The organism is Colwellia sp. KS18-150 (assembly GCF_057551365.1).
The window spans coordinates 40,176-66,305 of the sequence record NZ_BAAJMC010000011.1 but is presented as its reverse complement, the minus strand read 5'-3'; the positions used below and the strand labels follow the sequence as shown (position 1 = coordinate 66,305).

Annotated in this window: 22 protein-coding genes; 7 read left to right on the top strand and 15 right to left on the bottom strand. The window is 38.8% G+C overall.

What is annotated here, in order from left to right; all coding sequences use genetic code 11:
• Nucleotides 1-175 precede the first annotated feature (175 nt).
• The 3 genes from AC27IF_RS13595 to AC27IF_RS13585 are packed head-to-tail and all read right to left on the bottom strand — an operon-like array spanning nt 176 to nt 2,408.
• A complete protein-coding gene (locus AC27IF_RS13595; protein ID WP_487054877.1) occupies nt 176-1,006 on the bottom strand; it encodes an NAD(P)-binding domain-containing protein in 831 nt (276 codons plus the stop codon).
• Nucleotides 996-1,490 (bottom strand): nuclear transport factor 2 family protein, encoded by a 495-nt coding sequence (locus tag AC27IF_RS13590; RefSeq protein WP_487054876.1) that lies wholly within the window; start codon nt 1,488-1,490, stop codon nt 996-998. Before AC27IF_RS13590 ends, AC27IF_RS13595 begins: the two co-directional genes overlap by 11 nt.
• Before the next feature lie 15 nt (nt 1,491-1,505).
• A complete protein-coding gene (locus AC27IF_RS13585; protein ID WP_487054875.1) occupies nt 1,506-2,408 on the bottom strand; it encodes a bifunctional GNAT family N-acetyltransferase/hotdog fold thioesterase in 903 nt (300 codons plus the stop codon).
• Nucleotides 2,409-2,460: 52 nt separating this feature from the next.
• Between AC27IF_RS13585 and AC27IF_RS13580 the strand changes: the two genes are divergently transcribed.
• Complete coding sequence (locus tag AC27IF_RS13580; protein ID WP_487054874.1) at nt 2,461-3,255, top strand: class I SAM-dependent methyltransferase; 795 nt, start codon at nt 2,461-2,463, stop codon at nt 3,253-3,255.
• A 6-nt stretch (nt 3,256-3,261) separates the two neighbouring features.
• Here the strand turns inward: AC27IF_RS13580 and dtd are convergent, their stop codons facing one another.
• Nucleotides 3,262-3,699: a D-aminoacyl-tRNA deacylase gene (gene dtd, locus AC27IF_RS13575; RefSeq protein WP_487054873.1), complete on the bottom strand. Its 438-nt coding sequence runs from the start codon at nt 3,697-3,699 to the stop codon at nt 3,262-3,264.
• Complete coding sequence (locus AC27IF_RS13570) at nt 3,696-4,562, bottom strand: virulence factor BrkB family protein (protein WP_487054872.1); 867 nt, start codon at nt 4,560-4,562, stop codon at nt 3,696-3,698. Before AC27IF_RS13570 ends, dtd begins: the two co-directional genes overlap by 4 nt.
• Before the next feature lie 100 nt (nt 4,563-4,662).
• On the opposite strand from AC27IF_RS13570, the gene AC27IF_RS13565 reads away from it, so the two are divergent.
• Entirely contained in the window at nt 4,663-4,887 is a 225-nt protein-coding gene (locus tag AC27IF_RS13565) for a hypothetical protein (RefSeq protein WP_487054871.1), read from the top strand.
• Nucleotides 4,888-4,889: 2 nt separating this feature from the next.
• Here the strand turns inward: AC27IF_RS13565 and AC27IF_RS13560 are convergent, their stop codons facing one another.
• The gene (locus tag AC27IF_RS13560; RefSeq protein WP_487054870.1) at nt 4,890-5,054 is read right to left on the bottom strand and encodes a hypothetical protein; all 165 of its coding nucleotides are present in this window, start codon (nt 5,052-5,054) and stop codon (nt 4,890-4,892) included.
• 476 nt (nt 5,055-5,530) lie between these two features.
• Entirely contained in the window at nt 5,531-5,656 is a 126-nt protein-coding gene (locus AC27IF_RS13555) for a hypothetical protein (RefSeq protein WP_487054869.1), read from the bottom strand.
• Between the two features lie 59 nt (nt 5,657-5,715).
• Here AC27IF_RS13555 and AC27IF_RS13550 point away from each other — a divergent pair, with 59 nt between their 5' ends.
• A complete protein-coding gene (locus tag AC27IF_RS13550; protein ID WP_487054868.1) occupies nt 5,716-7,887 on the top strand; it encodes a glutamine synthetase III family protein in 2,172 nt (723 codons plus the stop codon).
• Between the two features lie 337 nt (nt 7,888-8,224).
• Here the strand turns inward: AC27IF_RS13550 and typA are convergent, their stop codons facing one another.
• Nucleotides 8,225-10,042 (bottom strand): translational GTPase TypA, encoded by a 1,818-nt coding sequence (gene typA, locus AC27IF_RS13545; protein ID WP_487054867.1) that lies wholly within the window; start codon nt 10,040-10,042, stop codon nt 8,225-8,227.
• A gap of 421 nt (nt 10,043-10,463) precedes the next feature.
• On the opposite strand from typA, the gene glnA reads away from it, so the two are divergent.
• The 4 genes from glnA (at nt 10,464) to glnG (ending at nt 15,228) form a co-directional block, all read left to right on the top strand.
• Nucleotides 10,464-11,870: a glutamate--ammonia ligase gene (glnA, locus tag AC27IF_RS13540; protein WP_487054866.1), complete on the top strand. Its 1,407-nt coding sequence runs from the start codon at nt 10,464-10,466 to the stop codon at nt 11,868-11,870.
• Nucleotides 11,871-12,045: 175 nt separating this feature from the next.
• The gene (locus AC27IF_RS13535) at nt 12,046-12,564 is read left to right on the top strand and encodes a DUF4124 domain-containing protein (RefSeq protein ID WP_487054906.1); all 519 of its coding nucleotides are present in this window, start codon (nt 12,046-12,048) and stop codon (nt 12,562-12,564) included.
• Nucleotides 12,565-12,672: 108 nt separating this feature from the next.
• Complete coding sequence (glnL, locus tag AC27IF_RS13530) at nt 12,673-13,755, top strand: nitrogen regulation protein NR(II) (RefSeq protein ID WP_487054865.1); 1,083 nt, start codon at nt 12,673-12,675, stop codon at nt 13,753-13,755.
• A 69-nt stretch (nt 13,756-13,824) separates the two neighbouring features.
• Nucleotides 13,825-15,228, top strand: coding sequence for a nitrogen regulation protein NR(I) (gene glnG, locus AC27IF_RS13525; protein WP_487054864.1), 1,404 nt, complete (start codon nt 13,825-13,827; stop codon nt 15,226-15,228).
• 83 nt (nt 15,229-15,311) lie between these two features.
• On the opposite strand, the gene AC27IF_RS13520 is transcribed toward glnG, so the two are convergent.
• From AC27IF_RS13520 to rpoC, 7 genes are all read right to left on the bottom strand, one after another.
• Complete coding sequence (locus AC27IF_RS13520; protein WP_487054863.1) at nt 15,312-15,692, bottom strand: MerC domain-containing protein; 381 nt, start codon at nt 15,690-15,692, stop codon at nt 15,312-15,314.
• 128 nt (nt 15,693-15,820) lie between these two features.
• A complete protein-coding gene (gene epmA / locus AC27IF_RS13515) occupies nt 15,821-16,798 on the bottom strand; it encodes an elongation factor P--(R)-beta-lysine ligase (protein WP_487054862.1) in 978 nt (325 codons plus the stop codon).
• A gap of 252 nt (nt 16,799-17,050) precedes the next feature.
• On the bottom strand, nt 17,051-18,235 hold the full coding sequence (tuf, locus tag AC27IF_RS13510; protein ID WP_487054853.1) for an elongation factor Tu: 1,185 nt from the start codon (nt 18,233-18,235) through the stop codon (nt 17,051-17,053).
• 87 nt (nt 18,236-18,322) lie between these two features.
• Complete coding sequence (gene fusA, locus AC27IF_RS13505; protein ID WP_487054861.1) at nt 18,323-20,422, bottom strand: elongation factor G; 2,100 nt, start codon at nt 20,420-20,422, stop codon at nt 18,323-18,325.
• A gap of 229 nt (nt 20,423-20,651) precedes the next feature.
• Nucleotides 20,652-21,125 carry a 30S ribosomal protein S7 gene (gene rpsG, locus AC27IF_RS13500; protein WP_487054860.1) on the bottom strand — a complete coding sequence of 158 codons (474 nt, stop codon included), beginning with the start codon at nt 21,123-21,125 and terminating at the stop codon, nt 20,652-20,654.
• 119 nt (nt 21,126-21,244) lie between these two features.
• Nucleotides 21,245-21,619: a 30S ribosomal protein S12 gene (rpsL, locus tag AC27IF_RS13495; protein ID WP_353540255.1), complete on the bottom strand. Its 375-nt coding sequence runs from the start codon at nt 21,617-21,619 to the stop codon at nt 21,245-21,247.
• 269 nt (nt 21,620-21,888) lie between these two features.
• Nucleotides 21,889-26,106, bottom strand: a complete 4,218-nt coding sequence (rpoC, locus tag AC27IF_RS13490) for a DNA-directed RNA polymerase subunit beta' (protein ID WP_487054859.1) — start codon at nt 26,104-26,106, stop codon at nt 21,889-21,891.
• Nucleotides 26,107-26,130 lie beyond the last annotated feature (24 nt).

Genomic DNA, 26,130 nt, shown 5'->3' with positions numbered 1-26,130 from the left:
TAACTGAGTATTTTCATGCCATAAAAAAACCGGCCCATGGTAAGTTAAATAAAACAAATCCAACACAGAAACATGCAACCAAACTAAAACGAATAGCAATTTCAGTTTATGTCGAGCAAGAAATTTATGGGAAAGTAGATTCAAAAGAGAAAACCATGAGCAATTGTGGCGGCTATTATAACCAAGCAAGCAAGTCTGGGTAAATAAATGAATGTGTTAAAAGCTGCTTAGCTTTTTCACCACTAACGATACGTGTTTCATTACTCGTATCATCTGAAAATATAGGTGGCGATAAAGCTAATGCTTTTGCCGCTTGTTGGTAATAAGACTTTTTAGATGCATGATTATCGCTGACTCCATTGAATATTCCTTGAGGCGAACTCTCGGCTAATAGAGATATAATTAAGCCCACCGCATCTTTTTGATGAATAAGATTTATTTTTCCATTAGCATTATTCAATACTTTTTTAGCTAACAAGAACTTACCTGGGTGACGGTTAGGGCCGACCAACCCTGATAACCTTAAGACACTTCCTTGAGGTGAAAAAGATAACACCGCCTGCTCAGCCTGATAGAGCTTATTAACTTTATCCACGGTAAAGTTCAACTGCGCTTCTTCATCCACAATACCTGACAAGCCAGTGTAAACAGCCGTACTTGATAATAATATTATACGTTTAACTAAGCCCCTTTCTTTAGCGCCTGAAACCAACTGACTAATTTTATCAGCATAGTCAACTTTTCCTTGTTTAAACTGTGGAGGAATAGCAATAACAAGTGTGTGCATAGAAAAAATATCGTGCTGAGTTAGCTCAGTAGCGTTAGCAGGTAGCACAAGCTGTTTAGCTGGAATACCTTGTTGAGTTAATTTCTCAATATTTTCTAATTTACTACTAGTGGCAAGTAGCGAAATTTTTTGCTCTAGTAGCGTTACTGCAAGTGCCTGACCAAGCCAGCCACAACCAATTATCCCTACTGATAAATCGTCACTGAGTTTATTGTTCATCGTTCACCTTGTTGCTCTCATATTGTTTTATTTTTTCTGTCACTTGCATCGCAACCCCGTTAGGGACTAAAAAAGTTAAGTTATACTGATTTATTTGCCAACCTTGCTTAGTTTTCACTAACACGCCAGAGCCTCGGCAGTGACCATATTTTTTATTGAAAAGAACTTCATCAAAAAAGGCCGCTGATTCCCCTTCTAGCATACTTATATTTCTCTCTACGGGAACATAAAGCCAGCCTTTCCCTTGATTAAAATAAGGTAAAACAAATTCAGAGAATTGTTTTTTATTCCATCGCTCACTGGCATCTGTGCCTAAAAATATCGCATCTTCTGTTAATAAGCTTAAATATTGATCTGCATTAGCACTGCCTGCAGCTTGGTGAAAGGTGTCTAATGTACTCGCGATTTTTTGCTCTTCACTAGGCTCTTGTGCGATAGCAGTACAATTAATACAAAGCAGAACAACCGTTAAAAAATATTTCATACCCTATGTTCCTCTTTATGATGCTTTAGGTAACACCGCATAATTAGCGGTGAAGGTAGCTGCAATATTATCACCACAATATACATGAGCAATTAATTCAATACGGGCACTTTTTCCTAATGATAAGCGCTCAAAACTACCTGAAACATTAGAGTCGATTACTTTTGCATAGACGACCCCTTTAATTGGCGCATGATATTGAATATTTGCTTGTGCTAAAACGATATCACCTTCTACCCCTTGTTTATGCTCTTGTAATGCGAGATATACCCAGCCCCATCCCGTTAATGTTGCTAACGTATAAATACTACCTGCAAACATAGTGTTATGAAGGTTTTTATTAAATGCATCATCACAATTGGTAATGAGTTCATTACCATCAAAATAACTAATGGTTAATCCCATCGCTTTGCTCATTGGGATAGTATCATGCCAGATAGTTTGAAGTGCTTTAGATTTAACTTGCTGGTGCGACTTCGGCGGAGATAATGTCTTGCTCATCCGATAATGCGTTATATCATCAAATAAGATATGAGATATTTCATGCTTTTGATAACCTTGATTTAAATAAAATTTAACAGCATCCTCTCGAGCATTAAGTACTAGTTCTGTTAGCCCTAGTTTACTTGCTTGTAACTCTAACTCTGCAATAATCTGCTGTCCTAATCCTTGCCCTTGTGCAGATTCACACACAGCCATATAGCGAATTTGACCTTGATTCGATAATGATTGCTCTAAACGACCAATTGCCAAAGGCTTACCTAAATCATTAATAATCATACGATGAATACTCTGCTGCTCGAATTCATCTTGCTCACTTCCTAGCGCTTGCTGCCATGGCGCTCTTAATATTTGCCAGCGCAACTGATAGTATTGAGCAAATTCTTCAGCATTATTTGGGGCTCGCAAAGTATTCATTGTCTATCCTTATTAATAGCCATTTAACCTAATCATTAATTAATCGAGAATTATGCAATTAACAAAACATATTGCACAAGGAAAGTTACAGTATTTAAGTCAAGGTGACGAAGCCATTTCTGTCAGCGAAAATGAACACTTTCGTTGGTTAGCTTTCACTAATCGCAATGCTGATCCTGTTATTCAAAGTGTTATGCATAAACGTAAACCTTGGCAGCTTACCCTTCCGCATCAAACCGCGCTACTTTTACCACTGTTATTTTTTCGCCCTGTAAACATTATTGAGCTCGGCTTAGGTGGTGGCAATCTTGACCGATTTCTTTGTCATCTTTCAAGTGACATAAACATGCGCAGCATAGAACAAAGTGAAACTGTTATTAGCTGCTTCAAGCGTTACTTTAACCCCGAAAACGCGACAATAGAAATACTGAATAACAAAGAGGAGACTTGGTTTTCATTAGCAAAAGATACCAATCCTTGTTGGTTAATTTGTGATATTTATCAAAGCCAGCAACAAAACATGGCACAAGTTAATAATCAACTGACTGATTTAATTGACACCATTGATCACAACAGTTGCTTATCAATAAACCTACCAGACGCTAGTGATGACGACGTTAATTTATGTTTAACTGTATTACAGCAACTACAAGGGGGGCATGATATTTATTATTTCCATATCCCAAACTATTTAAATATAGTCATCCAACTGATCCCTAAACATTGGCAAATTAACAAGCTACTCAAGCGCAACAATAATACTTACTTACCTAGACGGTTATTTTTACAGTGGCGTAAGTTTTGGCTACAAGGTAATGAAGTAATGAGCAATACGCGCTTTCAATAAGATAAATTATATGGTTAGTGTAAATGTAACAGGACCATCGTTAAGGAGTTGCACTTGCATATCAGCAGCAAATTCACCCGTGGGTACTTTGAAGCCTTGTTGGCGTAATTGCTGACAAAAATATTGATAGAGCTTATCACTGAATTCAGGCTTGGCCGCTGAAGTAAAACTGGGTCGCATGCCACTTGAAGTATCAGCCGCCAGCGTAAATTGTGAAACCACTAATATTTCACCGTCAACTTGCTTAACATTGAGGTTCATTTTATCATTTTCATCATTAAAGATGCGGTAACCTGCAACACGTTCAGCAAGCCGCTTTGCTTTTGCTTCACTGTCATCTGGTTGTACTGCCAAGAATACTAAAATCCCTTGTGATATCTCTCCTATGACAGTTTGATTAACGCTAACACTAGCGCTAGTAACCCGTTGAATTAACGCTATCATACTTCTTCGCTCTCTAACTCATATTCTTGTAATGAAACAGTTATTAAGGCTCCGCCGAGCACTATAATCCATGATAAATAAACCCATAAAAATAAAATAGGTACAATAGCCAAAGCCCCATAAATAGCTTGATAAGAAGGGAAAGCAGTTAAGTAAGCCGCAAAAACTTTCTTCGCTAATTCAAAGAAAATTGCCGCAAATAATGCCCCTGACAAGGCAAACTTAAATGGTACATTTCTATTAGGGACTAACATATATAAAAGCATAAATGCAGCGAGCGAAGAAAGGATCGGCAGTAACCTAAAAAACATACTGGTCAAGCCAAAACTGTCCTCTACACCTAATGTCACTAATGAGACTATATAAGAGGTTATTGCTATGCTACCGCCAACCAAAATAGGCCCTAATGTTAGGATCATCCAATACATTGAAAACGATGTAATAACACGTCGCTTTTTAGTCACTTGCCAAATATTATTAAAGGTCTTATCTATGGCTGAAATTAGCAACAAAGCTGCTACGAATAAAAAAGAAATGGCTACAGCTGACATTTTTGAAGCATTATCTACAAAAGCAGATAAATATTGCTGAACCACATCGCTGGCAGTCGGTACAAAATTATCATAAACAAATTGCTCAACACTTTGATGAATATCAGCAAAAATAGGAAAAGCAGTTGCTACCGATAAAGCAACAACCATTAACGGCACTAACGACATTAAACTAACATACGAAAGGTAACCAGCAACAACCTGTAGTTGCTCTTGTTTGACTCTATTTTTCAGAAAATGAAAAAACGACAGGTAATGACGCCAAGGTAAAGAATGTCTAACCGCTCGGTATAATGTTTGAAGGTAGCTCATATTTGCTAACAATTCATCAATTTATCTATGGATATGATTATACTATGATAGCGACTATATATTTACTAGGTTTATTCATACCGCATTTATGGAGAATTCAATGTCAGGCACAGGCTCTACAGGAAATGTTATCGCAGCAATTTGTAATGTTTTTTTTCCTGGATTAGGACAACTAGTTCAAGGTCGCTTAGGCGCTGCTATTATTTTCGCCATTGTGTGTGTTGGTGGCTATGCTTTGTGGTGGTTAGTTATACCAGCCATTATTGCTGGTATATTCCATTTATGGTCAATTTTAGATGCCGCTACTTTTAAAAGCTATCATTGAACTCATCTAGGCTCAGCAACACAATTTTCATGATTAGGTAACTGTTCATGAACGCGATTAATTTGCGCTAATAGCTCAGATAACTGTTGAATTTGCTTAGGGCTAGCTTTGCCTTGGCTAAAAATAACACTGAGTTCTTGCAATTTTTTTTGTTGGGCGGGGGACATACTGCAACTCCTTTTGCTAAAGATAAAGTGAAATAAAAGGTCTATAAAACCTGACCTATGAATTAAGCTTAGCAGTATTTTTCATCTTTGCTCGGTATTTAGTTAAAGAAAAAGTAACAATTTATTAACTTTTAAATTTAGTTAAAATAAAACATCTACTTATCAATAAAACATGAATTGAAAAATTTTTATTGAGATATAGGCGCTTGTTAGAATCAATTAATAATCTACATTAAATACACTCTTGCTCTTTCGAGGTTAGATTTTATTCTCCTGCCATTAAAATGAGAAAGTGCTTTAATCACGCCAAGCAGTACCCATCTCCTTTTCACATGCCCTGTTGAGACCTTACCTCACAATAACTCTATTTTCCCATATTGTTTGAGTTAAAGAGTGTATTTAAACAATCAACAACTTAAATTCCTGATATGAATGGCAAATATGCTCTATCAACAGGATCAGGCGATAATTTTATTTTATAACTGCTCAGGAATGGTTGCTACGCTGACTAAGCGGGGCTGATTAACAACAGACATATGGTATACATATTGCTTATCTAACGCTTTTAGTAAATTTGAAAAAATTAAAGTGAAGGTTTTCATTAAGAATTAATAGAGCCTAAACCTTTACAACCTTTAATATATAAGCCTAGGAGCCTAAAATGAGTGGAAACCAAACCCGCCTTCAAGCGATTGATCAAATCACCAACCGTGCACCAATATCGTGCGAAATGACTGACCCCTTGAAGAATATTTGGGCAAGCGATGTTTTTAATTTGCAAAAAATGGAAGATGCTTTATCTAAAAAAGCCTTTAAAGCCATTAAAAAAACTATCGAATCAGGTGAAGCTTTAGATGCTGCTACTGCTGATATTGTTGCTGCAGCAATGAAAGAATGGGCTTTATCAAAAGGCGCTAAGTTTTTCTCTCACGTTTTCTACCCAATGACCAACGCAACAGCTGAAAAACACGATGCATTTATCATCACTAATTCAGATGGCAGCGCTATCAATGAGTTTACCGGTACGCTTTTAATTAAGGGTGAACCAGATGGCTCTTCATTCCCAAATGGTAGCTTGCGTATGACTAACGCTGCACGTGGCTATACTGCATGGGATCCAACAAGCCCTGTATATATTCAAACAACAGCGAATGGCGCAACATTAATGATTCCAAGTGTTTTCATGTCTTGGACTGGTGAAGCGCTAGATAAGAAAATTCCTTTATTGCGCTCTAACGCCGCAATGAACGATGCAGCACAAAAAGTACTTTCATTAATGGGCGAAGAAGAAATCGCAACATTGAACTCAAGCTGTGGACCTGAGCAAGAGTACTTTTTAGTTGATGAAAACTTTGCTAATAGCCGTCCTGATTTATTATTAGCGGGTCGTACTGTATTTGGTGCTGCACCAGCTAAAGGTCAACAATTTGATGATCACTACTTCGGCGCTATTCCAGCACGTGTTCAAGTGTTCATGCAAGCCTTTGAAGACAAGCTATACAAATTAGGTATTCCAGCTAAAACTCACCATAACGAAGTTGCTCCAGGACAATTTGAAATTGCCCCTTATTACGGCGCAGCGAACGTTGGTGCAGATCAGCAGCAATTACTAATGACAACAATGAAGCAAACGGCTAAAGAGCACGGCTTCTTATGTTTATTACATGAAAAACCATTTGCTGGTGTAAACGGTTCAGGTAAACACGTTAACTGGTCTGTTGGTAACAGCACACAAGGTAACCTATTAGATCCAGGTAAAACACCTCACTCTAACCTAGAATTCTTATTATTCTGTGGCGCAGTAATTCGTGGCGTGCATAAATACGGTCCATTACTACGTGCAGTAATTGCTACCGCTTCTAACGATCACCGTCTAGGTGCTAATGAAGCTCCACCAGCAATCATGTCTGTTTACTTAGGTGACCAACTTGAGCAAGTATTTAACGATATCAAAGCAGGTAAACTAACAGGTTCGACTGATGGCGGCGAAATGGATCTTGGTCTTGACCAAATCCTTAACTTTGACCGTGATCCAGGCGATCGTAACCGTACATCTCCGTTTGCGTTTACAGGTAACCGTTTTGAGTTCCGCGCAGTAGGCTCTTCACAATCAGTTTCTGGTCCATTAGTAGCAATGAACACTATGCTTGCTGATTCATTAAACTGGATTGCTGAAAAATTAGAAGCGGCATTAAAATCTCAAGACCAAACTGCTGCTGTTATCTCGGTATTAAAAGAGTTAATGGAAGAGCACGGTAACGCTGTATTTGGTGGTGACGGTTACTCTTCAGAATGGCACACAGCCGCTGTTGAAGAACGTGGTTTATTAAATATTCCAACAACTGCTGATGCTTTACCGCATTTCATGTCAGAAAACATCGTTGGTTTATTCGAAAGAACTGGCGTTTTATCAGCCGTTGAATTAGAAAGCCGCTACGAAGTTTACGCTGAGCAATACAACTTAGCGATTGAAGTAGAAGCTAAATTAGTGAGTGATATTGCTAAAACTAAGATCTACCCTGCTGCAATTTCTTACCTTTCTGAAATAACTCACGCTGCAGCTTCAGTTGCTGACTTAGGTGTTGATTTCGACGCAACTATCGCTAAAGAAATCGCTGAGCATGCAAACGGTTTAATCGCTGCAGTTGCGAAAATTGATGCTGAAATTGCTCAAGAAGACTTCGATAATACTGAAGCTCACTTACGCTTTAGTGCTGACGTTATTTGTCCATTAATGGCTGAAGCTCGTGAACACGGTGATGCGCTTGAATTGCTAGTTGCTGACGAATTATGGCCACTACCTAAATACGCAGAGATGCTATTCATTAAGTAATAGCTTTATCACAAGTATTGATTAAAAAGAGCCTCTTTGGCTCTTTTTTTATATCCGCTATTTATAGGTAAACATTGATTGAAGGCGATACCTTATGGGGTGGTGGTAGCGTGACTTGGAAGGCAATGCTAGTAAAAATGATTAATAGAGAAACATGTGTTCAGCCGAGATCAGATTTATTAACGTGTAAGAAAAAAACTGTGTTTATGCAATCTTGCTTTCAGATCGCGAATACCCAGTTTCCTTGTCTTGTATCAAGCGGTTTAATTATACCTATATAACAAAAAACCACTTATAAATAAGTGGTTTTTTTAAGACTAACTTTACTTAGTATAAGCTATTTAGCAGCACGACCTTCACGCTTTCTATCGCTTTCTTTCAAGAATTTTTTACGGATACGAATATTCTCTGGTGTTACTTCAACCAACTCATCGTTATCAATAAACTCTAGCGCTTGCTCTAATGTCATTTTAATTTCTGGTGTTAATACTTGTGCTTCATCAGTACCAGAAGAACGAACGTTAGTTAACTGTTTGCCTTTAAGAGCGTTAACGGTTAAGTCATTATCGCGACTATGAATACCAATAACTTGGCCTTCATAAATTTCAACACCGTGACCAATCATCATACGACCACGTGATTGTAAGTTAAATAAAGCATTGGTTAATGCTTTACCTGTAGCATTAGCGATCATTACACCATTTAAGCGCTGACCAATGTCACCACCTTTATGAGGACCATATTCGAAGAAAGTATGATAAATCAAACCTGAGCCAGAAGTTAACGTCATGAATTCTGTTTGGAAACCAATTAAACCACGACTAGGCATAATGAAGTCCATACGAATACGACCTGTTCCATCAGGTGCCATATCAGTTAATTCTGCTTTACGAACACCCATCTTCTCCATGATAGAGCCTTGATGTTGTTCTTCAACATCAATCGTTACTGTTTCGTATGGTTCTTCTAATACACCATTCACTTCACGCTCAATAACTTCTGGGCGAGAAACAGCAAGCTCAAAACCTTCGCGGCGCATATTTTCAATTAAAATACCAAGATGTAGCTCACCACGACCAGATACTTTAAATTTATCTGGATCATCGAGTTGCTCAACACGTAAAGCTACGTTATGAACTAACTCTTTATCTAATCTGTCTTTAATATTACGTGAAGTTACAAACTTACCTTCTTTACCACAAAATGGTGAAGTGTTTACTTGGAACGTCATGTTAATCGTTGGCTCGTCGATAGATAATGCTGGTAAACTTTCTACTTCATTAGGACAACAGATAGTGTCAGATATTTTCAACTCACCTAAACCAGTAATAGCGATAATATCACCTGCATGAGCAATATCGGTTTCGTGACGATCAAGGCCTAAATAGCCGAATACCTTACCTACTTTACCATTGTGAATATTACCTGCTGCACATTTAACAGTCACTTGTTGATTAGGCTTAACACTACCACGAGTAATTCGGCCAACACCAATTACACCAAGGTATGAGCTGTAATCAAGCTGCGAAATTTGCATTTGAAATGAGCCCTCAGGATCTGCATCAGGCGAAGGTACTTCATTAACGATAGTATCAAATAAAGGCGTCATATCTGAGCCAACTTCACCCTCTTCTAGAGATGCCCAACCATTAATTGCTGATGCATATACTACTTTAAAATCTAGTTGTTCATCAGTAGCACCAAGGTTATCAAATAGTTCAAATACTTGATCCATAACCCAATCAGGACGAGAACCCGGCTTATCAATTTTGTTAATAACCAAAATAGGCTTTAAACCTTGAGCAAAAGCTTTCTGTGTAACAAAACGCGTTTGCGGCATAGGCCCTTCTTGTGCATCTACAATCAAAAGCACAGAGTCAACCATTGACATTACACGCTCAACTTCACCACCAAAATCGGCATGCCCTGGAGTATCAACGATATTTACACGGTAATCGTTCCAGTTAACAGCGGTGTTTTTCGCTAAAATTGTGATACCACGTTCTTTTTCGATATCATTCGAGTCCATTACTCGTTCGTCATGACCTACACGAGCATCTAAGGTGCCTGATTGCTCAAGTAATTTATCTACAAGGGTGGTTTTTCCGTGGTCAACGTGAGCAATAATTGCAACGTTACGTAATTTATCTAACACAGGCTTTTACTCGCTGTTACTATCATTTATATAAAAACCTAATAAAAAGTAGTATATAAATAACTAAGGCTATAATTGGGCGCGAATTATACAGTAGATTAGCCTCAAAAGATAACATTTATCTTTTTATTAGCTATTTTTAGTTAAACTCAGATGCATTATTAAGCAGTTGCAAATATTCAAAAGATAAAGCAAAATTTTACAGGCAAAAGAGAAAGAATACGATATAGTTGATAGCAGTTTTACAATTTACGCACCACAATAAACATAGAGCGCACCATTAAAGTGCATTGTATTTTTTATCATATATTAAACACATGCAAATCAATGCTTTATTATTGGCATAAAGATGGCTTCTATTTACTGCAACCTTGGTGTTTACTAACAGTAATTTTACAACAAACCTCCCTGGAGATAAAAAATGTCACAAGCTGTATTCGATTTAATTAAAGAACACGATGTCAAATTTGTTGATCTTCGTTTTACTGATTCAAAAGGTAAAGAGCAACACGTTTCAATTCCACATCACCAAATTGACGAAGATTTCTTCGAAGATGGAAAAATGTTTGATGGCTCATCTATTGAAGGCTGGAAAGGCATCAATGAATCTGACATGGTTTTAATGCCAGACTCTTCTACTGCAGTATTAGACCCGTTCACAGAAGCTGTTACTTTAAACCTTCGTTGTGACATTGTTGAGCCTGCAACTATGCAAGGTTATAGCCGTGACCCTCGTTCTGTTGCTAACCGTGCTGAAGAGTACATGCGCTCGACTGGTATTGCTGACACTGTATTAATTGGTCCAGAGCCAGAGTTCTTCGTTTTTGACGACGTACGTTTCCACACAGATATGGCCGGTTCTTTCTACAAGATTGATGATAAAGAAGCCGTTTGGAATTCAGGTACTGAATATGAAGAAGGCAACATGGGACATCGTCCTGGTGTTAAAGGTGGTTACTTCCCAGTATCTCCAGTAGATTCTTCGCAAGATTTACGTTCAGCTATGTGTTTAGTCATGGAAGAAATGGGCTTAGTTGTTGAAGCGCATCATCATGAAGTTGCTACTTGTGGCCAAAACGAAATTGCTTGTCGCTTTAATACCATGGTTAAAAAAGCTGATGAAGTTCAAATCTACAAGTATGTTGTTCATAACGTAGCACACGCTTACGGTAAAACAGCGACTTTCATGCCTAAGCCATTAGTTGGTGATAACGGTACTGGTATGCACGTTCACCAATCACTTGCTAAAGATGGTGTTAACTTGTTCTCTGGTGATAAGTATGGTGGTTTATCTGAAACTGCACTTTACTATATCGGTGGTATCATCAAGCATGCTAAAGCATTAAACGCTTTCACTAACGCTTCAACTAACTCATACAAACGTCTTGTTCCTGGTTTCGAAGCACCTGTTATGCTTGCATATTCTGCACGTAACCGTAGCGCATCAATTCGTATTCCAATTGTACCAACGCCAAAAGCAACACGTATCGAAGTACGTTTCCCTGATCCTTCAGCAAACCCTTACTTAGCATTTACTGCGATGTTAATGGCTGGCCTAGACGGAATCAAAAACAAGATTCACCCTGGTGATGCAATGGATAAAGATTTATACGACCTTCCTGCAGAAGAAGCAGCAGCGATTCCTCAAGTGTGTTCTTCTTTTGAAGAAGCGCTTGATTCTTTAGAAGCTGATAACGAATTCTTAACTGCCGGTGGTGTTATGGATATCGATATGATCGATGCATACATTGGTCTTAAGCGTGAAGAAGTTGAATTATTAAACTCAACTACTCACCCAGTAGAATTTGATATGTACTACAGCGTTTAATTCGCAGTAACTATATTAAATAAAAAGCTCACTTCGGTGAGCTTTTTTTGTGACTAAAATTAATAACAAAAGAAAAACAGTTTTCAGTGGTAAACCTGTACTTTTTTGTATAGATTATAGTTACCTATGTTCGCACTTTGATGTATCTAAAGGAACGAGATATACTTAATTGACTATGATTAAAACTTTATTGCTGACATTGTTAACACTATCAATTGCCACTCCTGTGAACGCAAGTACAGCAAAGATATATGTATGGCGTAACGAGAAAGGTGAGCTAGTTTATTCTGATACGCCTAGACCTGGTGCAGAAGAGGTAAAAACTAAACCCGGTAATGTCATTAAGTCCTCTACTACCCTAGATACTCAAGTTTTAGATATAGAAACGAAAAAGATCGCTGATGATTACCAAGTCGTTATCAACCACCCCAAAGACAATGCCACTATTCGAGATAACACCGGCTCTGTTTATATCAGCGGAAGCATCAAACCAATTTTTAGAAGAGGACTTAAAATCCAACTTATATTGGATGATAAACCTCACTTAGAAGCGCAAACCCACACCATGTTTTCCCTTAGAAATATTGACCGTGGAGAACATCAAATAAAAATGCAATTGCTCAATGAAAAAGGCAAGGTAATTGCATTGTCTAAGGCTATTACCTTTTATATGCATAGAGCCTCAGTAAACTAACTAAATCATGCTATTTAGTGGCGTTTTGGCTGCAGATAAATCTTTTTTCAAATATACTATCAACAGTAGCACCATATTAGTGCGATAGTTATTTAGGTATGATGCTTTATGTTGCACAGCAGAGAAGATACTCAAGAACTTAAATTAAGATATCAACAGACATTGGCTAATCAACTGGTGACTGCAGTGCTGATCTTAGATGATAAGTTGAATATATGTTATTTAAATCCCGCAGCGGAAGCACTACTTATTAAAAGTATGAATAAACTGTATGGCTGTCCTTTTCATGTCGTTTTTTCCAATACCTCGATCAATGAAGCACGATTAAAACAACTACTCTCAACAGGCCAAGAATTTACTGACAGTGACATTGTCATAGAATTCAGCGAAAGTCATCGCTTTACCGCAGAAATAACAGCTTCTGCCGTTGAGTTTGAGCGTAGTCCTCATGTCTTATTAGAGTTCAAACAAATAGACCAGCAAAAACAAATTAGCTCAGAAGTATTTCAGCAACAGCAATGGATTGCCGCTCGAGATTTAATTAAAGGTTTAGCTCATGAAATTAAAAATCCATTAGGTGGATTACGAGGTGCTGCACAACTGTTAAATAAAGAACTTAATAGCGAGCAGCAAGAATATACCGCGATGATTATTGAACAAGCAGATAGGCTAACCAATCTAGTCGACCGTTTACTTGGCCCTAATCAATTACCTCAAATTCAAGAGCATAATATTCATTCTGTACTTGAAAAAGTACACCAAGTAGTGAGTTACTCTAACGAGCAAAATATTACCTTACTACGGGACTATGATCCTTCCATCCCGAATATAGAATGTGATCACGAAAAAATACAGCAAGCTGTTTTAAATATTGTTAATAATGCCATTCAAGCAATTGGCGCAGATAATAGTATTACGTTAAAAACACGTATTGCGAGTAATAAAACAATCAATGGTCAAAGGATACGGTTGGCTGCTCAAATCAGTATTATTGATAATGGACCTGGTATTCCTAATAAAATACAAGATACGCTTTTTTATCCTATGGTTTCTGGTCGCTCCAACGGGACTGGACTTGGTTTATCAATCGCACAAACATTGGTGAATCAACATCATGGTAAACTGTCGTGCCATAGCCGACCTGGACACACTGAATTTATAATGTTGTTGCCTCTCAATCAAAAACAATGAAGCTACAATCTTAAACACACTAATTTATATAAACAATTTATTATTTGATTTTACTCAAGAGAATTACTAATGATCACTGAACAAGTATGGATAGTTGATGACGATAGCTCAATCCGTTGGGTGTTAGAAAAAGCATTTTCAAGCGCCAACATCACCAGTGCGTCATTTGAAAGTGCCCAAAATATATTAATTGCACTAGATCACGATCAACCTGAAGTCATTATCTCAGATATTAGGATGCCCGATATCGATGGCATGTCACTACTCAATTCAATTAGTAAAGCACACCCACATATTCCAGTTATTATCATGACAGCGCACTCTGACTTAGATAGTGCCGTTAATGCTTATCAAGGTGGCGCTTTCGAGTACCTACCTAAACCTTTTGATATGGACGAAGCTGTTAACTTAACCAAACGTGCACTAACACATGCTCGTGAACAAAATGCTAAAAATCAGCAAACTGATAGCGCTCCTCTAACAGCCGGACTCATCGGCGAAGCTCCTGCAATGCAAGAAGTATTTCGAGCTATCGGCCGCTTGTCTCGTTCTAGTATCAGTGTACTAATTAACGGAGAGTCGGGTACAGGTAAAGAGTTAGTTGCTCATGCCCTACATTCTCATAGTCCACGCAGTAACGCTCCTTTCATTCCACTCAATATGGCTGCTATCCCTAAAGACTTGATTGAATCTGAGTTATTTGGTCACGAGAAAGGGGCTTTTACTGGTGCTAATTCAGTTCGTCAAGGGCGCTTTGAACAAGCTCACAATGGCACTCTGTTTCTTGATGAGATTGGGGATATGCCTTTAGAGATCCAAACACGCTTGTTGCGTGTGTTATCTGATGGTCAATTCTATCGTGTCGGTGGTCATTCACCAGTGCAAGTTGATGTCCGTATTATCGCAGCTACCCATCAAAACCTAGAAGATAGAGTTAAGAATGGTGAGTTTAGAGAAGATCTATTTCATCGTCTTAATGTTATTCGGATTCAACTTCCCAGCTTGCGAGAACGTAAAGAAGATATTATTCAATTAAGTGAACATTTTCTCAAACAAGCCGCAAATGAATTAAGTGTTGAGCCTAAAACATTAAGCAAGAAAGCTGCTACCTTTTTACAACAATGCCAATGGCCTGGTAATGTCCGTCAGTTAGAAAATATCTGTAGATTTCTTACTGTAATGGCAAGTGGACAAGAAATACTGCTTGAAGATTTACCAAGTGAACTAACCGAGAAAACAGCGCAATTGTCACCACAATCATCGTCATGGCAAGCAGCATTAAGTGATTGGATGGACCAACAATTAGCCATGGGCAATAGTGCAATTTTAGATACTGCCATGCCGGAGTTCGAGAAAATTATGCTTGAACGGGCATTACTATTTACTCAGGGACACAAACAAGATGCAGCCAAACGACTTGGTTGGGGTAGAAACACTTTAACAAGAAAATTAAAAGAATTAGATATAAATTAGTATCGTGTAAACTAGGATGAGCAGGTATCACTCTTACTGAAGAGCTCCTGCTTTAATATAGCAATGGCTAAAAGCACATTTTACTATGAGCTACATGCCTCTTCATCACACTGCTTGCAGCTATTACATAACTTAATATTGATAAAATGAGCAGCAATAATCAAACTAGCCCCACCAATAATAAAATACATTTCTACAGCTTGTGAAAAGTCATGTTTAATCCAATAAAGCGCAACACCTAAGTAAAGTAAATAAAACGGGTATAGGCGCTTATGGTATCGTTTAAAGCCTGAAAATAGTGCGACAGTTCCGAGCACAGCGGTCATCATTAAAAAGATATGTTCCCATGTGTGATCGGCTAAAAAGCTAAGACCCATTAGGGGTAAAATAGGTAACAAGATGGGTAGCAAAATACAATGTAATGCACAGAGTGATGTTGCTGTAATACCTATTCTATCGAGCATGGTGTTTTAATATTCTTTCAAGTGAAACGATAAGGAGATTAGTTTTTAACTTACGGTCAAATACTGACTGAGATAATATCACAATTGATACAATATAACATTAGTAAAAGTGATATAAATTTTCAAGTTTACGCCCTTTCGATAGGAAAACTAATAACATTATCTATATGGCTCACATTAAGCGCTAGCATCACTAGACGATCTATTCCTAAAGCAACACCTGAGCATTCGGGAAGTCCTGAACTTAATGCTCCTAAAAAATTTTCATCCATCATTTTTTCAGGCAAACCTAAAGCAATTCTTTTTAAATTATCTTCCTGAAAACGTTTAATTTGTATATTTACATCAGTCAGCTCATTAAAGCCGTTCACCAGTTCAATACCACGATAATAACACTCAAATCGATGGGCGACTCGTGCATCCTTTTGACAGTTTTTTGCTAATGACGCTTGTGATTTTGGAAAATTATAAACAAAACATGGCTCATTAATGCCAATTTTAGTTTCTATGATCTCACTAAATATAAATTGTAATAAAATATCAGTATCATCTTCAGATTCCAGCCAATCACTCTTTTTATCGTGATTACTGATAACCGCTAAAAGCTCTTTCTTGGTTGCTGTCAGTGGATCGAGTTTAAGCTGTTGCAGAAAAATATTCTGATAGCTGATTTGGATGGGTTTTGAGCAATCCAATACCAAGATTAACAACTCTTCAACTTCTTTCATCAAATCAAAATGATCAAAACCTAATCGATACCATTCAAGCATAGTAAACTCAGGGTTGTGATACCTCCCCGCCTCTTCATGTCGAAAAGCTTTTGCTATCTGATAAATACAACCATAGCCTGAAGCTAATAAACGCTTCATATGAAATTCGGGCGAGGTTTGTAAATACAGTTCGACAGCTTGACTAGTATTAGAATCCGCCAAAAAGTTATATCGACAACTAAGTCCATCTAAATGAACATCAGTTACTGTACCAAGTGATAAAGCAGGTGTTTCAACTTCAATAACATTTCGAGCAGCAAAGAACTGTCTAATTTTAGACAATATTTCCGCACGTTTTTGAGCACTTTTCCAAGGGAGTGTTGGTTGCCAAGACATAAATAACCACAAGCTTTATTAAATATATGAATTCAAATTTATGAATTAATACAAATATATTGTTACATGCGCGAATAAATTCCCGCCTACAAAAAAGCCGCTTCTTTTTCAAGAACGCGGCTTTTATTTATCTATTGATAGACTAATTTGATGCTAGATGCAGGGTCAGCAAAGCGGAAGCATGGAGTTGACGTTAGTCAATGAGTACTTCCAATGAAGCTGACACAAACTCTAGCGCAAACTATTCATCAATTAGTCGATAATTTTAGATACAACACCAGCACCTACAGTACGACCACCTTCACGAATCGCGAAGCGTAAACCTTCGTCCATCGCTACTGGGTTGATAAGCTCAACAACAAACTTTAAGTTGTCGCCTGGCATTACCATTTCAACACCTTCAGGAAGCTCTACAGCACCTGTGATATCTGTTGTACGGAAGTAAAACTGTGGACGGTATCCTTTGAAGAATGGAGTATGACGACCACCTTCATCTTTACTTAGTACATATACTTCTGACTCAAACTTAGTGTGAGGAGAAATTGAACCTGGAGCACATAGTACTTGACCACGCTCTACGTCTTCACGCTTAAGACCACGTAGAAGAACACCACAGTTCTCACCAGCACGACCTTCGTCAAGAAGCTTACGGAACATTTCAACACCTGTACAAGTTGATTTTTGAGTATCACGGATACCAACAACTTCTACTTCTTCACCAACTTTGATGATACCGCGCTCTACACGACCTGTTACAACTGTACCACGACCTGAAATTGAGAATACATCTTCGATAGGCATGATGAATGCACCGTCGATTGCACGCTCTGGCTCTGGAATGTATGAATCTAATGCGTCTGCTAATTCAATTACTTTCTCTTCCCATTGAGCTTCACCGTTAAGTGCGCCTAATGCTGAGCCTTGGATGATTGGTAAATCATCACCTGGGAATTCATATTCGCTAAGAAGTTCACGAACTTCCATTTCTACTAATTCTAGTAATTCTTCATCGTCAACCATGTCACATTTGTTCATGAAAACGATAATGAATGGAACACCAACTTGGCGAGACAATAAGATGTGCTCACGTGTTTGTGGCATTGGACCATCTGTAGCAGCAACTACTAAGATAGCGCCATCCATTTGAGCAGCACCAGTGATCATGTTTTTGATGTAATCAGCATGGCCTGGACAATCTACGTGTGCGTAGTGACGTGAAGCTGTATCATACTCAATGTGAGAAGTGTTGATTGTAATACCACGATCACGCTCTTCTGGTGCATTATCGATTTGTGAAAAATCTTTAACTTCACCACCGTGAACTTTAGTTAATACCGCAGAGATAGCGGCTGTTAATGTTGTTTTACCGTGATCAACGTGTCCGATTGTACCAACGTTTACATGTGGTTTCGTACGTTCAAATTTTTCTTTAGCCATTTTTCAATTACCTTAAAGTTTATTTTGCTATAAAAAATAAAAGCAACAGTCAAAACGACCGCGCTTGTTGTAAATATTTATGTTGCTCTAACGAGTTTCCATAATTTTTTGTGCTACCAATTTCGGTGCTTCATTATACTGCTGAAACTCCATAGAGTAAGATGCACGGCCTTGTGTAGCACTACGCAAGTCGGTAGCATAACCAAACATTTCGGCTAAGGGTACCAATGCATTTACAATTTTCAAACCTGCTGGACCTTCATCCATACCGTCGATTAAACCGCGTCGACGATTTAAGTCTCCAACAACGTCACCCATATTGGCTTCTGGTGTAGAAACTTCGACTTTCATCATTGGCTCTAATATAACAGGATCTGCTTCAAGCGCACCATTTTTAAAGCCAATTGAAGCAGCCACTTTAAATGCCATCTCATTTGAGTCAACATCATGGAAAGAGCCATCAAAGAGTGTGACTTTTATGTCTAGTAATGGGAAGCCAGCTAAAACGCCACTTTCCATTTGCTCTTTACAGCCTTTCTCTACTGCAGGAATATATTCTTTTGGTACTGTGCCGCCAACAATTTCGTTAACAAACTCAAAACCCGAACCTTCTTCTAAAGGCTCCATTTTCAACCATACGTGGCCATATTGACCTTTACCGCCTGATTGACGTACAAATTTACCTTCCACTTCAACGCTCTTGCGTATCGTCTCACGATATGAAACTTGTGGGTTACCAACATTACATTCAACGCCGAATTCACGCTTCATTCGCTCAACGAGAATATCTAAGTGTAGCTCACCCATACCAGAGATGATGGTTTGTCCAGTTTCATCATCAGTGTGAACTCTAAATGAAGGATCTTCTGCTGCTAGTTTCCCTAAAGCAATGCCCATTTTTTCTTGGGCTGCAATGGTTCTAGGTTCAACCGCAACTGATATTACCGGCTCAGGGAATTCCATGCGCTCTAAGGTAATAACTTTATTAGCATCACAAAGTGTATCACCTGTAGTGACTTCTTTTAGGCCAATTGCCGCAGCAATATCTCCAGCTCGGACTTCTTTAATTTCTTGTCTGTCATTAGCGTGCATTTGCACGATACGACCAAAACGTTCTTTCTTACCTTTTACTGGATTATAGACACTATCGCCTGTTTTCACGACACCGGAATATACACGGAAGAAGGTTAAAGTACCAACAAACGGGTCTGTTGCTATTTTAAATGCAAGTGCTGCAAACGGCGCTTCATCATCTGCAGGACGAGAGCCTTCCGTTTCATCTTTGTCGTCATTAATACCTGTAATTGCTGCAACTTCTGTTGGAGAAGGTAAGTATTCAACAACGGCATCAAGTACAGCTTGTACTCCTTTATTTTTAAACGCTGAGCCACAACTACACAAGATGATTTCATTGGCTAGTGTTCGAGCACGTAATCCTGCTTTGATTTCAGCTTCAGTTAACTCACCTTCTTCAAGGTATTTATCCATTAACTCGTCATTGGCTTCAGCCGCTTCAGAAACCAAGTTCTCATGCCACTCTTCAGCCAAATCAAGCATATCTGCAGGAATGTCATCATAAGTGAAAGTCATACCTTGATCTTCTTCAGACCAGTTAATAGCTTTCATCTTTACAAGATCAACAACGCCTTTAAATTCTTCTTCAGCGCCTATAGCTAAATGCATAGGTACGGCATTAGCACCTAATCTATCTTTTAATTGTTCTACAACCGATAAAAAGTTGGCACCCGCTCGATCCATTTTATTAACAAAAACCATGCGAGGTACAGCATACTTTTCCATTTGACGCCACACGGTTTCAGTTTGCGGCTGTACGCCTGATGAAGCACATAGCACTAAAACTGCACCATCAAGTACGCGTAATGAGCGCTCTACTTCGATAGTAAAATCAACATGGCCGGGAGTATCAATGATATTTATTCGGTGATCGTCGAATTGGCCTTCCATTCCTTTCCAGAAACAAGTCGTTGCTGCCGAAGTAATAGTAATACCTCGCTCCTGCTCTTGTTCCATCCAATCCATGGTTGCGGCGCCATCGTGCACTTCACCAATCTTATGAGAAAGACCGGTGTAGAATAATACACGTTCTGTCGTCGTGGTTTTACCAGCATCTACATGCGCACAGATACCAATATTACGGTAGCGCTCTATAGGGGTAGTACGGGCCAATTTGAATTCCTCTTAAACATTATCTTTATGTAACATACTTACATAGATTAAGTTTCAATTATATTAAGTAAATTTACTGTAAATGTTAGTTAAAAATTTATTTAATGTAACTGTTAAATCACTTCTTTATAAAACAAGTATGGCTAGCAAGAGAAACTCTTGCTAGCCATGTGCCTATTTTAAGACATATGCCTTAAATCAGGCTATACATTCAAACAATACTGCTAGATTACCAGCGGTAGTGAGCGAACGCTTTGTTAGCTTCAGCCATACGGTGAACGTCTTCACGTTTCTTAACCGCTGAACCTTTGCTGTCAGACGCATCTAACATTTCGTTAGCTAGGCGCTGAGCCATTGATTTTTCACCACGTTTACGAGCTGCTTCAACTAACCAACGCATGGCTAGTGCATTACGACGTACTGGACGTACTTCAACTGGAACCTGGTAAGTAGAACCACCAACACGACGAGATTTAACTTCGACAGATGGGCGGATGTTATCTAAAGCAATTTCGAAAAGCTCTAAATGTTCTTTCTCAGATTGTTTTTCAGCTAAAATATCTAGTGCACCGTAAACAATTTTTTCGGCAGTAGATTTCTTACCATCAACCATAAGGATGTTGATGAATTTTGCTAAAAGTTCGTTATGGAACTTAGGATCTGGCAATATTTTACGTTGCCCTACGACGCGTCTTCTTGGCATCTTAATTCTCCGTGTTATTCAGGTTTTACCCAAAATATATAAATTTTAAAAATTTGTTAATTTGGCCTTACTTAACGTTTCTTCACTCTGCTTAGTTAACTAAGCTGGAGTTGGAAATCTTAAGATTTAGGTCGTTTAGCACCGTACTTAGAACGGCCTTGTCTTCTATCGCTTACACCAGAACAATCTAGTGCGCCACGAACGGTGTGATAACGCACACCTGGTAAATCTTTAACACGACCACCACGGATTAAAATCACGCTATGCTCTTGTAAGTTGTGACCTTCACCACCGATGTATGAAGTAACTTCGTAGCCGTTAGTTAAACGAACACGAGCAACTTTACGTAGTGCTGAGTTAGGTTTTTTTGGTGTAGTTGTATACACACGAGTACATACGCCACGACGTTGTGGACAAGCTTGTAACGCTGGAACGTTACTTTTAGTTACTTGTCTAACACGTGGTTTACGTACTAGTTGGTTAATAGTTGCCATTATAGCTCCTGATTAGTTAAAACATTGAGTAACTTTATATGACTAAGTTTGCCAAATTACCCACTTATAAACGTAAAAAATCGTCCCTTAAAAATCCGTATCTACTAGGCACAGAATATAAGGTCGCGAAATTCTATAGGTCAATGGTTTTGCTGTCAAGTTATTCATGCTTATTGAGCAGTAAAACCCCATAAAAAAACCGCACTCTTTTCAGAGTACGGTTTTTATTTTGTTTACTTACCCATTAAAGGGTTTAAACAATATAGCAGTTACTCGCTATCAGAACCTAGATCTGCACTTAATGCATCAGCTAGTGCCTGTTCAGCTTCATCGGCTGAAACTGTAGTATCTTCATGAGCATTAAAAGCAGCTTTAGCTTTTGCACGCTCCTGATGATACGCGTAACCTGTACCAGCTGGGATTAAGCGACCAACGATAACGTTCTCTTTCAAGCCACGTAATCCGTCTTTCTTACCAGCAACAGCTGCTTCAGTAAGTACACGAGTTGTTTCTTGGAAAGACGCTGCAGAAATAAATGATTCTGTTGCTAATGATGCTTTAGTAATACCCATCATTTGCATTTCATATTCTGCCGGTTGCTTACCTTCGGCTTCAAGTTCACGATTCGAGATATTCACACGAGCCACTTCTACTTGTTCACCTTTAAGGAAATCACTGTCACCTGCATCAAGAATTTCACACTTACGGATCATTTGACGAACGATAACTTCAATGTGCTTATCGTTAATCTTAACACCCTGTAAGCGGTAAACTTCTTGTACTTCATTAACAATGTAGTTTGCAACTGGTGCAACACCACGTAAACGAAGAATATCATGTGGAGATTCTGGACCATCGGCGATAACTTCACCTTTTGCCACTGATTCACCTTCAAACACATTTAATTGACGTGTTTTAGGAATCATCTCTTCATACACTTCACCGCTAGGTTGAGTGATCAATAAGCGAACTTTACCTTTAGTTTCTTTACCGAAACCGATAATACCAGTCTTCTCAGCAAGAATAGCTGGTAGTTTAGGCTTACGTGCTTCAAACAAATCAGCAACACGAGGAAGACCACCGGTAATATCACGAGTTTTTGAACTCTCTTGTGGTATACGAGCTAAAGCGTCACCGATGTTTACATCAGCACCATCTTCAAGGTTCACAATCGCGTTACCTGGTAGATAATAAAGTGCCGGGATATCAGTACCAGCAATCATTACATCTTTGCCTTTGGCATCAACTAACTTTAGAGCCGGACGCATTTCTTTACCAGAGGCACTACGCTGTGCTGCCTCAGTAATTACGATGCTTGATAAACCTGTTAATTCATCAGTTTGACGAACCATGGTTACGCCATCAACTAAATCAACAAATTGTGCTTTACCTTTTACTTCGGTAATAATTGGATGCGTATGCGGATCCCAATTAGCGATAGTATCGCCAGCACTTACTGCTTCGCCATCGTTTTTAGAAAGTACAGCACCGTATGGTACTTTGTAGTTTTCTGTTACACGGCCCATTTCATCAATAACAGTAAGCTCTGATGAACGAGAAGTGATAACGATATGCTTATCAGAGTTAGTTACAAACTTAGCGTTTTGTAATTTCAACGTACCTGAGTTATTAACTTGTACACTGTTCTCTGCTGATGCACGAGAAGCGGCACCACCAATATGGAACGTACGCATCGTTAACTGTGTACCTGGTTCACCAATTGATTGTGCTGCTACAACACCAATTGCTTCACCTTGGTTGATCATATGACCACGAGCCAAATCACGACCATAACAGTGGGCACAGATACCAAAATCAGTTTGACAGGTAATGATTGAACGCACTTTAATTTGATCTACTGAGTTAGCTTCAATAACATCACAAAGTGCTTCATCAATTAAGGTATTACGAGGAAGTAACACTTCTTCAGTACCTGGAATTAATACATCATCACAAACAACACGACCTAATACACGCTCACGAAGTGGTTCAACAACATCACCACCTTCAATTAACGGTGTCATTAATAAGCCATCTTCAGTGCCACAGTCATGCTCTGTTACCACTAAATCTTGGGCAACATCAACTAAACGACGAGTTAAGTAACCCGAGTTAGCCGTTTTCAATGCCGTATCAGCTAGACCTTTACGAGCACCATGAGTTGAGATGAAGTATTGTAATACGTTAAGACCTTCACGGAAGTTAGCCGTAATTGGTGTTTCGATGATTGAACCATCTGGTTTAGCCATCAAGCCACGCATACCCGCTAACTGACGAATCTGAGCGGCACTACCACGAGCACCTGAGTCAGCCATCATAAAGATAGAGTTGAATGAGTCTTGCTCTTCCATCTCACCATCACGGTTCTTAATTTGTTCTTTTGATAAGTTATCCATCATAGCTTTAGATACTTTTTCGTTCGCAGACGACCAAATATCGATTACTTTGTTGTATTTCTCACCAGCAGTTACTAGACCTTGGTCAAACTGTGCTTGAATCTCAGCAACTTCAGCTTCTGATTCTTCAATGATAGTGTACTTAGCATCAGGGATAACCATATCGTCAATACCAACAGAAGCACCAGCTACCATTGCGTAATGGAAACCTGTATACATAATGTGGTCAGCAAAGATTACGGTATCTTTTAAACCTAGGTTACGATATGCATGGTTAATCAATTTAGAAATAGCTTTCTTAGCTAAAGGTTGATCAATAACATCGTATGGTAATCCTTTCGGACATACTTGCCATAAGATAGCACGCCCAACAGTGGTATCACGCAATGTAGTTACTTCTTCGAATTCACCATCTGCATTTTTAATATGCTCAGTAATTCGAATTTTAACACGTGCATGAAGCTCTGCGGCACCAGTACGGTAGGCTTTTTCGGCTTCTTTGGTATCAACAAATACCATGCCTTCACCTAAACCATTCACACAATCACGCGTTAGGTAATATAGACCTAATACAACATCTTGTGATGGTACGATAATTGGTTCACCGTTTGCAGGAGCTAATACGTTGTTAGTTGACATCATCAACGTACGTGCTTCCATTTGTGCTTCGATAGTCAACGGTACATGTACCGCCATTTGGTCACCATCGAAATCGGCATTGTATGCCGCACAAACTAACGGGTGAAGGTGAATTGCTTTACCTTCAATTAATACAGGTTCAAACGCTTGGATACCTAATCTATGCAATGTTGGTGCACGGTTAAGCATTACCGGATGTTCGCGGATTACTTCATCAAGTACATCCCAAACTTCTGCGCCTTCACGTTCTACTAATTTCTTAGCAGCTTTAATTGTAGTCGCTAAACCACGACGTTCTAATACACCGTAAATAAATGGTTTGAATAGTTCCAATGCCATTTTCTTAGGTAGACCACATTGGTGTAATTTCAATGTTGGACCAACGGTGATTACAGAACGACCTGAGTAATCAACACGCTTACCAAGTAAGTTCTGACGGAAACGACCTTGCTTACCTTTGATCATATCGGCAAGAGATTTTAAAGGACGTTTGTTAGAACCAGTAATAGCTCGACCACGACGACCATTATCTAATAAGGCATCAACAGATTCTTGTAACATACGCTTTTCGTTACGTACGATAATATCTGGTGCTACTAGGTCTAAAAGACGCTTCAAACGATTGTTACGGTTAATTACACGACGGTATAAATCGTTTAGATCTGAAGTCGCAAAACGACCACCATCTAGTGGTACTAACGGACGCAAATCTGGCGGTAAAATTGGTAAAACATTCATAATCATCCACTCAGGCTTGTTGCCTGAAGCAGCGAATGCTTCCATCAATTTTAAACGCTTGGTGATTTTCTTACGCTTTGTTTCACTACCGATTTCAGGTAATTCTTCACGCATCTGCGCAACTTCGCCATCTAAGTCGATTTGCTGTAACAATGCTAATACAGCTTCAGCACCCATTAACGCGTCGAATTCATCACCATGCTCTTCTAACGCATCAAGATATTCTTCTTCCGTTAGGATCTGGCTTTTCTCTAATGTTGTCATACCCGGTTCGGTAACAACATAAGATTCAAAATAAAGTACGCGTTCAATGTCACGTAATGTCATATCAAGTAATAAACCAATACGTGATGGTAATGATTTTAAGAACCAGATATGTGCAACTGGGCTAGCTAGCTCAATATGACCCATACGGTCACGACGAACTTTAGTTAACGTTACTTCAACGCCACATTTTTCACAGATAACACCGCGATGCTTTAAGCGCTTGTATTTGCCACATAGACATTCGTAATCTTTTACTGGGCCGAAAATACGTGCACAGAATAATCCGTCACGCTCTGGCTTAAAAGTACGATAGTTAATGGTTTCTGGCTTTTTAACTTCACCATATGACCATGAACGGATCAAATCAGGTGATGCTAAACCGATGCGAATACCATCGAACTCTTCTGTTTGATTTTGTTGCTTAAGAAACTTAAGTAAATCTTTCACACTCTTCTCCTGTCGGAGTTAAAT

Bases quoted from the DNA above. Each gene is read 5' to 3' on its own strand.
- AC27IF_RS13590 (WP_487054876.1), bottom strand. From the start codon at position 1,490: ATGAAATATTTTTTAACGGTTGTTCTGCTTTGTATTAATTGTACTGCT.
- AC27IF_RS13585 (WP_487054875.1), bottom strand. From the start codon at position 2,408: ATGAATACTTTGCGAGCCCCAAATAATGCTGAAGAATTTGCTCAATAC.
- tuf (WP_487054853.1), bottom strand. From the start codon at position 18,235: ATGGCTAAAGAAAAATTTGAACGTACGAAACCACATGTAAACGTTGGT.
- AC27IF_RS13565 (WP_487054871.1), top strand. From the start codon at position 4,663: ATGTCAGGCACAGGCTCTACAGGAAATGTTATCGCAGCAATTTGTAAT.
- AC27IF_RS13595 (WP_487054877.1), bottom strand. From the start codon at position 1,006: ATGAACAATAAACTCAGTGACGATTTATCAGTAGGGATAATTGGTTGT.
- rpsL (WP_353540255.1), bottom strand. From the start codon at position 21,619: ATGGCAACTATTAACCAACTAGTACGTAAACCACGTGTTAGACAAGTA.
- AC27IF_RS13535 (WP_487054906.1), top strand. From the start codon at position 12,046: ATGATTAAAACTTTATTGCTGACATTGTTAACACTATCAATTGCCACT.
- AC27IF_RS13520 (WP_487054863.1), bottom strand. From the start codon at position 15,692: ATGCTCGATAGAATAGGTATTACAGCAACATCACTCTGTGCATTACAT.
- AC27IF_RS13580 (WP_487054874.1), top strand. From the start codon at position 2,461: ATGCAATTAACAAAACATATTGCACAAGGAAAGTTACAGTATTTAAGT.
- dtd (WP_487054873.1), bottom strand. From the start codon at position 3,699: ATGATAGCGTTAATTCAACGGGTTACTAGCGCTAGTGTTAGCGTTAAT.
- AC27IF_RS13550 (WP_487054868.1), top strand. From the start codon at position 5,716: ATGAGTGGAAACCAAACCCGCCTTCAAGCGATTGATCAAATCACCAAC.
- glnG (WP_487054864.1), top strand. From the start codon at position 13,825: ATGATCACTGAACAAGTATGGATAGTTGATGACGATAGCTCAATCCGT.
- glnA (WP_487054866.1), top strand. From the start codon at position 10,464: ATGTCACAAGCTGTATTCGATTTAATTAAAGAACACGATGTCAAATTT.
- glnL (WP_487054865.1), top strand. From the start codon at position 12,673: ATGTTGCACAGCAGAGAAGATACTCAAGAACTTAAATTAAGATATCAA.
- AC27IF_RS13560 (WP_487054870.1), bottom strand. From the start codon at position 5,054: ATGTCCCCCGCCCAACAAAAAAAATTGCAAGAACTCAGTGTTATTTTT.
- epmA (WP_487054862.1), bottom strand. From the start codon at position 16,798: ATGTCTTGGCAACCAACACTCCCTTGGAAAAGTGCTCAAAAACGTGCG.
- rpsG (WP_487054860.1), bottom strand. From the start codon at position 21,125: ATGCCAAGAAGACGCGTCGTAGGGCAACGTAAAATATTGCCAGATCCT.
- AC27IF_RS13555 (WP_487054869.1), bottom strand. From the start codon at position 5,656: ATGAAAACCTTCACTTTAATTTTTTCAAATTTACTAAAAGCGTTAGAT.
- AC27IF_RS13570 (WP_487054872.1), bottom strand. From the start codon at position 4,562: ATGAGCTACCTTCAAACATTATACCGAGCGGTTAGACATTCTTTACCT.